The 14399-nt window shown below is 45.3% G+C and carries 11 protein-coding genes; 1 reads left to right on the top strand and 10 read right to left on the bottom strand.

Annotated elements, in window-relative coordinates; genetic code table 11:
- Nucleotides 1-16 precede the first annotated feature (16 nt).
- Nucleotides 17-2074, bottom strand: a complete 2058-nt coding sequence (locus tag GWR56_RS16220) for a BatA domain-containing protein (protein ID WP_162432260.1) — start codon at nt 2072-2074, stop codon at nt 17-19.
- Between the two features lie 117 nt (nt 2075-2191).
- On the opposite strand from GWR56_RS16220, the gene GWR56_RS16215 reads away from it, so the two are divergent.
- Nucleotides 2192-2965 carry a DUF72 domain-containing protein gene (locus GWR56_RS16215; protein ID WP_238395251.1) on the top strand — a complete coding sequence of 258 codons (774 nt, stop codon included), beginning with the start codon at nt 2192-2194 and terminating at the stop codon, nt 2963-2965.
- On the opposite strand, the gene GWR56_RS16210 is transcribed toward GWR56_RS16215, so the two are convergent.
- The 9 genes from GWR56_RS16210 to GWR56_RS16170 form a co-directional block, all read right to left on the bottom strand.
- A complete protein-coding gene (locus tag GWR56_RS16210) occupies nt 2913-3200 on the bottom strand; it encodes a hypothetical protein (RefSeq protein ID WP_162432259.1) in 288 nt (95 codons plus the stop codon). The two genes, GWR56_RS16215 and GWR56_RS16210, sit on opposite strands and share 53 nt — an antisense overlap.
- 64 nt (nt 3201-3264) lie before the next feature.
- Nucleotides 3265-4005: a hypothetical protein gene (locus GWR56_RS16205; RefSeq protein ID WP_162432258.1), complete on the bottom strand. Its 741-nt coding sequence runs from the start codon at nt 4003-4005 to the stop codon at nt 3265-3267.
- A gap of 16 nt (nt 4006-4021) precedes the next feature.
- Nucleotides 4022-6337 (bottom strand): family 20 glycosylhydrolase, encoded by a 2316-nt coding sequence (locus GWR56_RS16200; protein ID WP_162432257.1) that lies wholly within the window; start codon nt 6335-6337, stop codon nt 4022-4024.
- A 231-nt stretch (nt 6338-6568) separates the two neighbouring features.
- Nucleotides 6569-7525, bottom strand: a complete 957-nt coding sequence (gene trxB / locus GWR56_RS16195) for a thioredoxin-disulfide reductase (RefSeq protein ID WP_162432256.1) — start codon at nt 7523-7525, stop codon at nt 6569-6571.
- 144 nt (nt 7526-7669) lie between these two features.
- On the bottom strand, nt 7670-8845 hold the full coding sequence (locus GWR56_RS16190) for a dipeptidase (RefSeq protein WP_162432255.1): 1176 nt from the start codon (nt 8843-8845) through the stop codon (nt 7670-7672).
- A 139-nt stretch (nt 8846-8984) separates the two neighbouring features.
- The gene (locus GWR56_RS16185) at nt 8985-10613 is read right to left on the bottom strand and encodes an acyl-CoA carboxylase subunit beta (protein WP_162432254.1); all 1629 of its coding nucleotides are present in this window, start codon (nt 10611-10613) and stop codon (nt 8985-8987) included.
- Between the two features lie 123 nt (nt 10614-10736).
- Nucleotides 10737-11321 (bottom strand): TIGR00730 family Rossman fold protein, encoded by a 585-nt coding sequence (locus tag GWR56_RS16180; protein WP_162432253.1) that lies wholly within the window; start codon nt 11319-11321, stop codon nt 10737-10739.
- 100 nt (nt 11322-11421) lie between these two features.
- Nucleotides 11422-12891 (bottom strand): IMP dehydrogenase, encoded by a 1470-nt coding sequence (gene guaB, locus GWR56_RS16175; protein WP_162432252.1) that lies wholly within the window; start codon nt 12889-12891, stop codon nt 11422-11424.
- A 179-nt stretch (nt 12892-13070) separates the two neighbouring features.
- Nucleotides 13071-14378: a pitrilysin family protein gene (locus GWR56_RS16170; protein ID WP_238395250.1), complete on the bottom strand. Its 1308-nt coding sequence runs from the start codon at nt 14376-14378 to the stop codon at nt 13071-13073.
- Nucleotides 14379-14399: the final 21 nt, after the last annotated feature.

Here is a 14399-nt window from a genome sequence, read left to right as displayed (position 1 = left end):
CTGTTTTATGGTGGGTTTAGTTGGTATCCCGTGTTTGCCAAATGTTTGTTTTGTTGGTTTTATAATACCTTATAAGTAAAGTTTCGGCGGCCAGAAATACCAGGGCCAAAATTATACAAAGTTTCCATAATTGAAGCCCTGAATTTGCAACGCCGGCAATACTCTCCGCATTTAATTTATTGCCGCTTAAAAGAACTGCATTTTTAGGGAGTAAATTTTCCAAACCGGCTTTGGTTAGGTACGATAGATCAGATTCTGTACGGTTATCATTAAATGCCAAAACTGCTGCGGTGCTATCCTGCTTTCTCAGCTCATAAGTTCCGGTCTCTGCAAGTTGTTCGGGAAAGTAAAGCATTGTGCTTCCCTCCTGCTGCCTAACATCGGGAATGATGGTTTCATTGCCTTTGACCAGCTTTACCATCTGTTTTTCTGTTGATTGTAACGGAACTGTTTCTATCGGGTCGATACTTCCTAAAGTATAAAACAATGGCTGATCGTGTCCGCTTAGCAGGGCTATTCTGAACATTACAGGCACAAACAATGCATGAACAGGCAGGTTGCTAAAATCTTCGTTTAACGCCACGGCAGCAACATACACCCTGCCTTTAGCAAAGGCTGAACCCTGCCAAAATGTTTGGCCCGCCTGCATCCTCATCAGGTATTCGCCGGGAGCACGGCCTGCATTCAAATTATAATACTTTTTTACTACAGGCAGATCGGGGTTGTTGGGTATGGATTCAAATATGCTTTTAAAAACCACATTGTGCAGGTTAAGGGCCGATACTTTTGCAGCCTCTGTTTTTAACACTTCAGGATATGCCGCATGCATTGGTTGTAAAAAAGCTTTGTAACTGCTGATATCCGCATCAGCAGACGGAAATACAAGTAGCGTACCACCCTTACTCACATAAGTTTTTAGTTGTTGTGCCAAACCGGCGGATACGATTTTTATGTCGCTTACAACAATAAGCGGCCAGGCGTTTAAACCGGCATAATCTACATTCCCGTCAATAAACTCTTTTGGCTCAAAAAAAGCGTCCGCAGCAAATAATGCTCTTAAATATTTATTAGGTGTACCGCCATTGATAAGCAGTACGGGCAGTTTGTAGTTAATCTTAAAGGTAAAATAGAACTTATTATCAAAAGTAACAGGGTTGTCCTGTAATTGTATCTCTCCACGCTGCCATCCGCCCTGCAGGCCTGAAAATGACAGTGTATCGTTTTGTGATGAACGCGCGCCAATAGTAAAACTGCCGATAGCTTTTTGCACACCATTGATCAATAGCCTAAGCGGTATTTTTTCGGCGGATTTATCGGCGTAGTTTTTTAATCTTACCACTATTTTTTCGCTTTCGTTCGGACGATGTGTAGCACTCAACATCCATACAGAATCAACGGCCACATTTGGCAATGCATTCGCCTTAAGTTGCACAAGGCTTACCGGGTACCCGGGATTTACACCACCTGATGAGCCCTTGATATTCTTTTGAAAATCGGAGATGATATAACTATGTTTTGGCGCGCTTGCCTGCATATTCAGCAAACTTTGCTGTCTTGCTACTATTTGGTTCATATCCCTGCTTCGCGGACTTATTTTTACAGCATCCACAGCATCATTAAACTCCGTGCGGTTAAGCATGCGCTGGTGCTTGCCTTCAAAATCCTGGGTGAGCAGCTGAAACCGGTCATTGATGGAATAGGCCGCGGCAATTTGTTTAGCTTTTTGCTTAGCCTCGTCAAGTAATGTACCCTCGCGGTTTAGGGTTTGCATAGAGCTCGAATTATCCACAAATACACTTACTGCCTGCTGTTTGCCCGGGTTGCCCTGGCTTTTACCGGCCATATAAGGTCTTGCAAAAGCAAGTACTAAAAATAATAACGCCAGTAATCGCGAAGCTAAGATCAAACGCTCTTTTAAATTACGCCGGCTTGCCTGCTGTTCCTGCACCTCTTTTAAGAACTGTACATTGCTAAACAGTACCTTTTTGTAGCGCCTGAAATTAAACAGGTGAACAATAATTGGAATAGCCAGTGTTAACAGTGCAAATAAAAAAGCGGGATATAAAAAATGCATTAATGCTATGCCTATTGGGTATATTACAAATTTGCAAATTTATGAGCAGATTTTAAGCTGCGACGCAAAATCAAATTGCCTTGCAAACAAAAGCGCTTGCCCGACTTTTATATTATCATGGATTGGCATATCGGTTGTTCGGGCTTTCATTACAAGCATTGGCGTGGTACCTTTTACCCTCAAAAACTGGCCATGACCAAGTGGTTTGATTTTTACTGCCAGCATTTTAGCACCCTGGAACTAAATGTTACTTTTTACCGTTTTCCTCAGCTATCATTTCTGCAGAATTGGTATCATAAAAGCCCGGCGGATTTTCGATTCGCGGTGAAGGCGCCACGGGCTATTACACATTATAAAAAGTTTAATGACACGGTTGATCTGCTTTCCAGCTTTTATAACACGATAAGTGATGGGCTGCAGGATAAACTTGGGCCGGTACTTTTTCAAATACCGCCAAATTATAACTACACTGATGAGAAGCTTGAGAAGATATTGAATGCGCTTAACCCGGCCTTTAACAACGTTTTAGAGCCGAGACATATAAGCTGGTGGCGCGATGATATCTACAAAAAACTGGCCGACCACAATATTACTTTTTGTGGCATGAGCCACCCGTTATTGCCGGATGATGTGGTACAGAATACACCGGTTATCTATCACCGGTTTCATGGTGTACCCGATCTGTACCGGTCGCGTTACTCCAAAGCTTATTTGCAAAAAGTTGTAGATAAAATTAAGCCGAATAATAGCGTAAAAGAGGCCTGGTTTTATTTTAACAACGATGTTGAAACACACGCCATTTATAACGCTAAAGAAATGATGGAAATAGTTGGCTTACCTACTCCTCCAACCGGTTTATCAGAAGCGCCAGGCCTGTTTTCACCGTCTTGACTAGGACGGCAAGATCTTCTGGTGAAAGACCTTTTTCCAGGTCTTCTTCGTTGATATCGTTCAATTTATCAAGAACGGTGTCTAATCCCAGGTCATGTTCTTTATTAAGGTTATCGCCATCCAGTTCCAATACAACAAATAAATTTGAAAGACGCTGATAATACGTATCGGCAGTAAGCATTCCCAGGTTGTAATATTCAAACTTAAGCCTGTATAAAAATTCCTCTAATATCATCAGTCGTAAATAAAACAGGTGGCTTAGTAATTACAGCTAAAACCACCTGTTGTACCATATTTGCCTATCCTCTGTGTCTGCGGCGTTTCTTTTTAGGTTCGGTGTGCTTACGTTTTTTTGATTTGCTAACCGATTGCTTCTTCTCGGGTTCGGGTTGTTTTACAACAACCTGTTTATCATTATCTGCCGTAGCGGAATCCGTACTAAGCTGTTTTACCGTAAAATTGTTGCTTCGCAAACTATACTCCAACTGCCGTTTTGCGCCGGTTGGTTTTGCTGATGCACTATTGCCATCATGTACCGGGAACTCGCGGATCAGTTTGCCTTCCCGTATATAAAAGTTGTCGTTACCCCGGTACCCCTTACGCTGCGTGTTGGTCAGCTTCGGAAAATCGAGTTTGTGAGCATCATTATTATTAAACTCAAAAGCATAGATCTTAGCGTAATTCACCGTATCCTTCCCTTTAGCCTGTATAAGTATCTCGGGGTTGCCGTCAACATCCATATCAGCATTATATACGTCAGTAATTTCGCCGTCAAGGTCGCCCGTGGTAGTGGTGTACTTCATACCTGATGAATCGGAATGCAAAATAGCAAACGCCCCGATTTGCGATGACCCTCTGCCCCAGCTCAATACATCGTATGTTTGCCCGGGCGACACTTCAATTGCCTTATGGAAACGAAACGGTGCCATAACAGCAGGCTTTGCCGCCACAGGCGCACTTTTAACAGGCGTTTTATCGTCGCCTCCGCAGGCCGCAATTACGCAAACTGCTGATATGAATAAATAGTTCCTAAAATTCATACAGTGAATATAGCTATTAATTATACATCATATCCGGTGATATCTCACCTTTTGGCTTACCCGGGATGGTCATGTAAACGCGCAATCCGCTACCCGATGAATTGGCATCTACATATTTGATAGTGATCTTGTGATAGCCTTTTAACAATGGTATAGCGCCCTGTTGCTCAACCGTACCAGTACGGCCGTCATTATCAACAATAGGCACGTCATCGATCAGTAAAACGGAACCATTTGATGACTGGGTTGAAAAATTGTAGGTACCATCTACGTCGGCCTTAATATACCCGTAAAATACTACGCCATATTTATTGAACGCCTTTTTGAAGGCGCTTAGCGCTGTGCTGAAGCTTTTGGCTATACCTGTGTCAATTACGGCAGCGGGATTGATTTGAGTAGTATTTACATAGGTGCCCGCCGATGCCTGGTACTTTAAGCCAGGCGTATTACCTGTGTATTGTACAGGTGCCAACGGTGCCTTGTTAAACATCTTGGCCGCGGTAACTACGCTGCGCTTACCGGACGGCGTTATTACAATGGTTTTCAGGTCGCGGTATTCATCAGGCGGTATCGGGTACGTCATTGGCCTGGTATATAACAATTCGGTTTCCCTTGGGGTGTAGCCATCAATAGTATAATATACTTTGGCACCCGTTACCGGCGATTTAAGGTTAACCGTCATGGAAGAACCTATCATTACAGTATCAACAGCGCCAATGGCAGCAGGTACCCGGTAATTATACCCTTCTTTATCAAAACGTGCTAAATGGTCAGGCAAGCGCGTTTCCGAAAAATCCTTAAAGTTTTTGTTCGCTACAGGTGTCCATGCCACTTCAGATAAGGCCAGCATGCGCGGCAACAGCATATATTCTACTTTCGAGTCGGTGGTTATATACTCTGTCCAGAGGTTGGCTTGTACACCTTTTATGTACTTTTGCTGGTCAGGGGTTAGTGCTGCAGGTGTGGGGTTATACGCGTAAGTTTTACTTATGGGTGCATTGCCGCCTATACCTACAGGTTCCTGGTTTAATTTGCCTTGTGCATGATCCAGGTAAAGGCCCTGACTGCTCGGCGTCATGATCACATCATGATGTTGTTTGGCAGCCTCTATACCACCCTCTTCGCCACGCCAGCTCATTACAGTAGCATTTGGTGCAAGGCCGCCTTCCAATATTTCGTCCCATCCTATAATGCTGCGGCCTTTACTGTTCACAAACTTTTCCATCCGTTGGATGAAGTAGCTTTGCAAACCATGTTCATCTTTTAATTTAAGGCGTTTTATCAGATCCTGGCAAAATTTCGACTGTTTCCAAACATCTTTGGGCGCTTCGTCGCCGCCAATGTGGATGTATTTGCTTGGAAACAGATCTATTACCTCGGTCAATACATCCTGCAAGAAGCTAAAGGTTTTTTCGGAAGGGCAATAGATGTTGTTAAATACTCCCCATTTACCTGTAACCTCATACTTGATGCGGGGATCGCAGCTTAACTCGGGGTAAGCCGACAATGCCGCCAGGGCATGGCCGGGCATTTCAATTTCGGGCACAATGGTAATATAGCGATCGGCAGCATATTTTATTACATCGCGTATCTGATCTTGTGTGTAGAAACCCGATACCGGTACTCCATCATACTGCAGCGGTGTGCGGTCGCGGTAGTTACCTATGACGCTTTCCTCGCGGGTGCTGCCAACAGTAGTTAGCTTCGGATATTTTTTGATCTCGATGCGCCATCCCTGGTCGTCCGTTAAATGCCAGTGAAAAGTGTTTAGTTTATAAGCGGCCATCAGGTCGATATATTTCTTGACAAACTCTACTGAGAAAAAATGGCGGCATACATCAAGCATCATGCCCCTGTAGCCAAAGCGGGGGTAATCTTCGATGGTTACGGCGGGCAATTTTGCCGTAGCGCCCCGCTCAAGCGGTATTAATTGTATTAATGTTTGTATACCGTAAAATAGTCCGGCGCCTTTGCCCGCAACTGTTATTTGCTGCGGGGTAATTGTTAAGCGGTAGCCTTCGGCGGGCAGGTTTTCTGTACCTGTTGATGTTAAATATATGCTGGTTGTGCTAACCCGTGCGTTTCGTAAAGCTACCTGCTTGTTATAAGCCATATGATCGGCTAAATAGGCCGAGAAGAACTGCACAGCTTTATTGTTTGGCGTATCGGCTTGTATAATGGTCTCCTGGCTCAAAATAAATTCGCCGGAGGCTTTTTTCACCGATACCGGTGCAGGGATAATTCCTGCGTATGGGTCATTGTCCTGGGCGTTAACAATAACTGTTGAGGACATCAAAAATGCAAGCAGTAATGCAGATATCTTTTTATTCATAAGAAAAACGGAAACAGGTGTATAAATGAGGTCGTAATTTAACATTATTTAAAAATAATGCACCATAATAACCTAAAAATTACACAAACAGAAACAAAAAAGCCGCATCCTTATCAGGAACGCGGCTTTTTAAATTTTTTTATGAAGAGATCAGAGGCTGGAGATCAGAGATTAGTTAATATGAGGCAACCACTCAGTCTAATCTCTAATTAACTACCCTCTAATTACTAATTATGCCGTCACAACATGCTCTTTAGCAGCCAGATAACGCTCGGCATCTATAGCTGCCATGCAACCGGTGCCGGCGGCAGTAACTGCCTGGCGGTAGATATGATCTTGCGCGTCGCCGCAGCAAAACACACCCTCAACGTTTGTTTCGGTTGATCCGGGGCGGGTGATAATGTAACCCGTTTCATCCATATTTATAACCCCGCGAAAGATATCGGTATTTGGTTTGTGGCCTATGGCAACAAAAAAACCGGTAACATCCAGTGTCCTGTCTTCATTTGTTTGATTATTGCAAACCTTAACCGCGTTAACGCTTTGGCCGTCGCCCAATATCTCAATAGTTTCGGTGTTGTATAATACTTCAATATTTGGCGTATTCAAAACGCGGTGCACCATCGCTTTTGAAGCACGGAACTCGTCGCGGCGAACGATCATGTATACCTTGCGGCAAAGTTTAGCCAGATAAGTTGCTTCTTCTGCAGCGGTATCCCCCGCACCTACAATAGCTACGTCCTGTCCTTTAAAGAAAAAACCGTCGCAAACGGCGCAGGCCGATACCCCAAAACCGCTGTACTTTTGTTCAGACTCTAAACCCAGCCACTTTGCCGATGCACCGGTAGATATAATAACGGTATCGGCCAGGATGGTTTTACTTTCGTCCACCGTCACTTTATGCGGCAATGACGAAAAATCAACTGAACTTACATATCCAAAACGGATGTCAGTACCCAGGCGTTCGGCCTGTTTACGAAAATCTTCCATCATTTCGGGGCCCATTATGCCGTCAGGATATCCCGGAAAGTTCTCTACCTCGGTGGTTTGGGTAAGCTGCCCGCCGGCAAGCATACCGGTGTACATAACAGGGCGAAGGTCGGCACGCGAAGCATAAATAGCTGCGGTATAACCCGCCGGGCCCGACCCTATAATAAGGCATTTTACGTGTTCAATATCTTGTGACATTTGTATCTTTAAGTGAAGTGCGAATTTAAGATTTATACATGAGTGTGCCAATAGGTAATAGTCAACATACTGCCATACCTTGATGACTATTTACCAACATATCTGGTGATGGTTTGTCGCTTTTTGTTGAGCTACCTTACAGTGTCAATGCCCAACATTGGCCTTTAATACCCTGATGAAATTACCGCCTAATATTTTGTAAATGTCTTTTTTACTGTAGTTCAATTTAAGCAACTCCGCGGTTATCTTAGGGTAATCGGTAACGCTGTCTAACCCAAGCGGGTATGATTCTGCGCCGTCAAAATCCGAGCCGATACCCACGTGATCGGCCCCAATAAGCTTCACCATATAGTCGAGGTGCTTAACAAGCATGCTCAGCGGTGGCCTGAACTGGTCAGATTCTGCTTTGTTGATCACATTCAGGCGGATGCTGGCCAGGTCGTAATCGTTATAAACCTTCCGCAACGAATCAAACTCGGTTTTATGCCTGGTAAGGTAAGCTTCGTGCTTAGCATCGTAAGTACTGTCTATAAAGCCGCTGTAAAAGTTAAGGAATACAACTCCGCCGTTTTTGGCTATAGCCTTTAGCTGGTAATCTTTTAAGTTGCGGCGATGCGGATTTAATGCGTAAACGCAGCTATGCGATGCGATAACTGGTTTAGTGGTGATAGCCATTACATCGTTAAACGTTTGCTCGCCGGGGTGCGACAGGTCTATCATCACGCCCAAATCATTCAGTTTTTTAACCACCTGTTTGCCAAAATCTGTAAGGCCTTTATGTTTTAAGGTATCACTATGTAACACCTCGTCTCGAGCGGATGATGCCCAACTGGTGCTGTTGTTCCAGGTAAGGGTTAAGTAAGCCATGCCGCGTTTGTGCAGGCTGTCAATATAATCCAGCCGGTCTTCTATCATGTGGCCGCCCTCTACGCCTATCATGGCGGCCAGCTTTTTTTGTTTCACCGCTTTTTTCAAATCGGCGGCATTGCGCACCAACTGTATTTTATTTGGGTAGCGTTTAATAAGTGCATCTAACGAATCAATTTCGCGGTTGGCGTAAGCATATGCTGTGCCATTGCCATATTGGTCGCCGCACCAAATGGAGAATACCTGCGCATCCAGCCCGCCGGTTTTAGCGCGCGGCAGATCAAAATTTCCTGTGGTTTGCAGTTTACCCAGGTCGGCCCCGGTGATAAGCTGATTTGAGATAGCATCGTTATGGGTATCTATCAGGATAGCCTTTTGATGGATTTTATTAACATCCTGAGCAAATGCGGTTAGTGCTGATAGCAGGAATAGCGGTAATAGCAGCTTTTTCATTTTTTGAAGGTATGAAAAAAACCTGTCATTGCGAGCGATAGCGCGGCAATCTCTTTAGGACTGCCCGGCGGCCTCGCATGAACGAATTCCTTAAAAAGATTGCCAAATCGCTTCGCCTCGCAATGAACATGTAGGGATACTACGTTTGTATTATCCCCACATTAAATTGCTTCTCTATCGGCGCGTGGTTAGCGGCTTCTATACCCATTGATATTACTTTTCGGGTCTCCAACGGGTCGATAATGCCATCTACCCAAAGCCTTGCCGCTGCGTAATATGGTGTGGTTTGCGCATTATAGCGGTTGGTTGTTTGCTTTAGCAGCTCGGCTTCCTTTACCTCGTCAACCACTTCGCCCTTTGCCTTTAAACCGGCCGATTGCATTTGCACCAGCACCTTAGCCGCCTGCGCGCCGCCCATTACAGCTATTTTTGCCGATGGCCAGGCGTAGATCAGCCGCGGATCGTAAGCCTTACCACACATGGCATAGTTGCCTGCACCGTACGAATTACCTATAACAATAGTGAATTTAGGGACTACAGAGTTTGATACCGCGTTCACCATTTTAGCGCCGTCTTTGATGATGCCGCCATGTTCGCTGCGGCTGCCTACCATAAAGCCGGTAACATCCTGCAAAAATACCAATGGTATCTTCTTTTGGTTACAATTCATGATAAAGCGGGTGGCCTTATCAGCCGAATCGGAATAAATAACCCCGCCAAACTGCATTTCGCCTTTTTTTGATTTGATAACCTTACGCTGGTTCGCCACAATGCCCACCGCCCAGCCATCCACACGGGCCAGCCCGCAAATGATAGATTGACCATAACCAGCTTTATATTCTTCAAATTCCGAATCATCTATCAGGCGCTTGATGATCTCGTACATATCATATGCCTTCTCGCGGTTATCCGGCAATATTCCATATATATCCTTCTCGTTTAGCTTGGGTGCAGCGGGTTTTATTCGGTCAAAGCCGGCCTTGGTATAATCGCCCACTTTGTTCATGATATTGCGGATAGAATCCAGGCAGGCCTTATCGTTGGGCTGTTTGTAGTCGGTTACCCCCGATATCTCGCACTGCGTAGTTGCGCCACCAAGTGTTTCATTGTCAACCTCTTCGCCTATAGCCGATTTAACCAGGTATGATCCCGCCAGGAAAACGGAACCTGTGCCTTCAACAATCATCGCCTCATCGCTCATGATGGGCAGGTAAGCCCCGCCGGCCACACACGAGCCCATAATGGCGGCTATCTGGATGATACCCATACTGCTCATGACGGCATTATTACGGAATATGCGGCCAAAGTGCTCTTTATCGGGGAATATCTCATCCTGCAAGGGTAGGTACACCCCTGCCGAATCAACCAGATAGATGATTGGCAGGCGGTTTTCCATGGCGATTTCCTGGGCGCGCAGGTTCTTTTTGGCGGTTATTGGGAACCATGCCCCGGCCTTTACGGTGGCATCATTAGCTACTATAACACACTGACGTCCAGCGATATAACCGATACCACACACTACACCGCCGCTGGGGCAACCGCCATGATCAGCGTACATGCCATCGGCTGTGAAGGCACCAACCTCAAGCCAGGGTTTGTCATCGTCTATCAAATAGGCAATGCGCTCGCGGGCAAGTAGTTTACCCTTCTCTTTTTGTTTAGCAGCTGCCTTTTCGCCGCCGCCGAGGTATATTTTTTTGAGCCTTGTGTTAAATTCGTAAACGAGCTGTTTGTTAACATCCTCATTTTTATTGAATTCCAGATCCATACATGTTTTATAATAGGTTATGTAATTTTAAGAAAATTAATCAGAAGATAACCTATCCATGATGAAATTTATTATGCATGCATAATAAATAAATTAGAAAATTCTTGAGAAAATTGAAGAAAATTACGTCAAATTCCGGTCTTTAAACCAAACTTCCTCAGGTTTTATGATGATGTTATCCATCAGGTTGACCAGTTCGATCGGATCGGCAGAAGTGAGTATTAGTTTGCGGTTGGCGGGCTTAAGATAGCGCTGCTCAACCATAGCATCCATCTGCTGTAAAAGCAGGTCGTAAAAACCGTTAACGTTCAGGATGCCAACCGGATTGTTGTGCAAGCCGAGCTGCAGCCAGGTAAGCACCTCAAAAAATTCTTCGAGCGTACCAATGCCGCCAGGAAGCATCATGATACCATCGCACAGGTCGTTCATCATTTGCTTGCGCTGGTGCATGTTGTCCACAATATGCAGTTTGGTGATACCGGTGTGGCCGACTTCCTTATCTATCAAAAACTTAGGCATAACGCCTATCACTTCTCCGCCCCTGCCCATGACTGCATCGGCCAGCAGGCCCATGATGCCAACATTACCGCCACCGTAAATAAGGGTGATTTTTTTACTCACCATTACGTCAGCCAATATTTCAATGGCTTGTTTCAGTACAGGGTCGCCGTTGAAGTTGGCACCGCAGAAGATGCAAAGGCTGCGCATTGGAGATTGGGGTTTAGTTAATTAGAGATGAGTCATGTATCTTTTTTAGAATTTAGAGATTAGAGTTTAGAATTTTATCCTAATCTCTAATCACTATTCACTACCTGGTGTAATTCGGAGCTTCCTTAGTTATGGTAATATCGTGCGGGTGGCTTTCGCGCATACCGGCTGCAGTGATACGCACAAATTTTGCTTTCTGCAGATCTTCGATATTAGCCGCACCGCAATAATGCATGCCGGCACGTAAGCCGCCTATATATTGGTAAACTACCTCGGCCATGTTGCCTTTGAACGGCACGCGACCAACGATGCCTTCGGGAACCAGTTTGGTTACCACATCGGTCTCATCCTGAAAGTAGCGGTCTTTTGAGCCCTTGGCCATGGCTTCGATAGAACCCATGCCGCGGTACGATTTAAACTTACGGCCTTCGTATATAATGGTTTCGCCTGGCGATTCTTCCACCCCTGCAAAAAGCGAACCAGCCATGATAGAGCTGGCCCCTGCCGCTATGGCTTTTACGATATCTCCCGTTTGTTTGATACCGCCATCGGCAATAACCGGGATGCCGGTACCTTCAAGGGCTTTAGCGCATTCATAAATGGCGTAAAGCTGCGGCACACCCACGCCGGCTATAATACGGGTTGTACAGATAGAGCCCGGGCCAATACCTACCTTCACAGCATCGGCACCGGCATCGGCAAGTGCCCTGGCAGCATCAGCAGTGGCAATATTACCGGCAATTACCTGCAAGTCGGGATGTAGTTGTTTAACGGCCTTTACCATATCTATAACCCCTTTTGAGTGGCCATGGGCAGTATCAACCGTAATAACGTCAACACCAGCCTTTACCAGGGCCGTAACGCGATCAATATTATCCGCAGCAACGCCAACCGCGGCGCCAACGCGCAGGCGGCCAAACTCATCCTTACAGGCATTAGGGAAGTTTTTAACTTTCTGAATATCTTTATAGGTAATTAAACCTACCAGTTTACCATCCTTATCAACAACCGGTAGTTTTTCTATTTTGTTATCCTGCAATATAGCAGCAGCATCCTGCAAGGTTGTGCCCTGTGGCGCAACTATCAGGTTTGTTTTGGTCATTACATCTTTAACCGCAACGGTAAGGTCCTTTTGAAAGCGAAGGTCGCGGTTGGTAATGATGCCTTTTAATTGGCGCCCGGATGATATAACCGGGATACCGCCTATACTATTTTCGCGCATAATATTAACCGCGTCAGAAAGTAAGGCATCTTCCGACAACGTAACCGGTTCCATGATCATGCCGCTTTCAGACCGTTTAACCTTGCGCACTTCGTCCGCCTGGGCTTGTATCGTCATGTTTTTATGCAGCATGCCGATGCCGCCCGCCTGGGCAATAGCAATAGCCAGGCCTGCTTCGGTTACGGTATCCATCGCCGCCGAAATGATGGGGATATTTAAACGGATCTTTTTTGTTAAAAAAGTACTGGTATTTACCTCTCGAGGCAGTACTTCTGAATATGCGGGGAGTAACAGTACGTCGTCATAAGTTAATCCTTCGGCGACAAATTTGGATGGGTCTAACTGCATAGCAAATAATTATTTGGAGTTATTATTTGCCGGGCAAAGGTACACTTAGATGTGCAGATATGCAAATGTGCTGATGTGCAAATGATGTTTTAATTATACAATTGCATTTTGATGACCAATTACAAATGTGCAAACACTTTTCATCTGCACATTTGCATATCCGCATATCTGCACATTTATTAATATTTCCCTACTATCACCTTATAAAAGTTATCAAAATCAAAGTATTTATCGGCCAGTGTTTTTAATTCTCCGGCAGTGATATGTTTTACGGTTTGGGTGTAGCGTTCGTAGTAATCGTAATCTAAACCGGCAAAGTACAGGTTCTTGAATTTATCAGCATGCGACAGTACATTCTCCAGGCTGCCTAAAAGCGAACCCAGCATAAAGTTGCGTACCAACGATAGTTCTTCGTCGGGGATGAGGTCGGTTTTTAACCGGTTTACTTCTTTTTCGACCTCCATAACGGCCGCCTTACATACGTCGGCCCCTACTTCGGATGCGATAAAGAACGAGCCCGTTTGCCTGAACGACGACATACCCGAACCAATGCCATACGTATATCCCTTATCCTCGCGGATGTTCGCCATTAACCGCGAACCAAAATAACCACCCAACACGGTATTTAACACCTGCAACGCCGGAAAATCCGGGTGCGTGCGGTTTACAAAAGGCGTACCTATACGTATGGCCGATTGCAGCGCCTCGGTTTTATCAATATAAAAAAATCGTTCGGCGGCGTGCTGCAACGGTGGCTGCGTGGTATCGGCAGCTGTAGCAGCACCTGCCCATTGTCCTTCAAAAGTGGCTGTCACCGTTTTTAAAATTTCAGGGTTGGCCTTGCCTGCAATAATAATACTACAATTATGTGGCTGGTACATTTGTTTAAAATGCGCAAGCAGGTCTTCCCTTTTAAGCGATCTGAAGTCATCCGGTTCGGCAGCCAGGCCATAAATAGTTTCGCCGTAAAGTGCCTTATTAAATACCCGCCGGGCCACGAAGTCGTTCTTTTGCAGGCTAACCTGCAGTTTTTGCTGCTGGTTACGCGCAAAGGTTTCCAGCTCCTTTTCAGGAAAAATGGAATCGGCAAGGATATCTTTTACGACAGGCAGGGTAGCCCCCAGGTGCTTTGTAAGCGTAAACAGCGTTACCTGCGATTGATCGTAGCTATAGTCGACCTGAAGGAACGCGCCGTAAAAGTCTATTTTTTCGGCAATTTGCGCGGCGGTCAGTTTGGTTGTTCCCTCGGTAAGCATGGTATTCGCCGCAACGTTAAGCAGGGGTTTGGCCGGGTCAAACCGCAGGTTAGTAAATATCCACTCAATCCGTACCAGGTCAAGCGTACCTGAGTTGAAAGTAAATATGTTGCAGCCGTTGGCAAGCTTGGTGCTTTCAGGGTGTATCAGGTTTATATTTTCTACCCCGTTAAATTGAGGGGCCAGGGTTCTGTCGAGTTGAGTCATGGGGTCATTGGATCTTTGTGTCATCCCGGGTGATGTGTATAAGAG

This window comes from Mucilaginibacter sp. 14171R-50, from assembly GCF_010093045.1.
Classification (GTDB): domain Bacteria; phylum Bacteroidota; class Bacteroidia; order Sphingobacteriales; family Sphingobacteriaceae; genus Mucilaginibacter.
The sequence above is the reverse complement of the archived record's forward strand: the minus strand, read 5'-3'. Positions and strand labels throughout refer to the sequence as shown.

Bases quoted from the DNA above. Each gene is read 5' to 3' on its own strand.
- trxB (WP_162432256.1), bottom strand. From the start codon at position 7,525: ATGTCACAAGATATTGAACACGTAAAATGCCTTATTATAGGGTCGGGC.
- GWR56_RS16170 (WP_238395250.1), bottom strand. From the start codon at position 14,378: ATGACACAAAGATCCAATGACCCCATGACTCAACTCGACAGAACCCTG.
- GWR56_RS16215 (WP_238395251.1), top strand. From the start codon at position 2,192: ATGGATTGGCATATCGGTTGTTCGGGCTTTCATTACAAGCATTGGCGT.
- GWR56_RS16210 (WP_162432259.1), bottom strand. From the start codon at position 3,200: ATGATATTAGAGGAATTTTTATACAGGCTTAAGTTTGAATATTACAAC.
- GWR56_RS16220 (WP_162432260.1), bottom strand. From the start codon at position 2,074: ATGCATTTTTTATATCCCGCTTTTTTATTTGCACTGTTAACACTGGCT.
- GWR56_RS16200 (WP_162432257.1), bottom strand. From the start codon at position 6,337: ATGAATAAAAAGATATCTGCATTACTGCTTGCATTTTTGATGTCCTCA.
- GWR56_RS16185 (WP_162432254.1), bottom strand. From the start codon at position 10,613: ATGGATCTGGAATTCAATAAAAATGAGGATGTTAACAAACAGCTCGTT.
- GWR56_RS16180 (WP_162432253.1), bottom strand. From the start codon at position 11,321: ATGCGCAGCCTTTGCATCTTCTGCGGTGCCAACTTCAACGGCGACCCT.
- guaB (WP_162432252.1), bottom strand. From the start codon at position 12,891: ATGCAGTTAGACCCATCCAAATTTGTCGCCGAAGGATTAACTTATGAC.
- GWR56_RS16205 (WP_162432258.1), bottom strand. From the start codon at position 4,005: ATGAATTTTAGGAACTATTTATTCATATCAGCAGTTTGCGTAATTGCG.
- GWR56_RS16190 (WP_162432255.1), bottom strand. From the start codon at position 8,845: ATGAAAAAGCTGCTATTACCGCTATTCCTGCTATCAGCACTAACCGCA.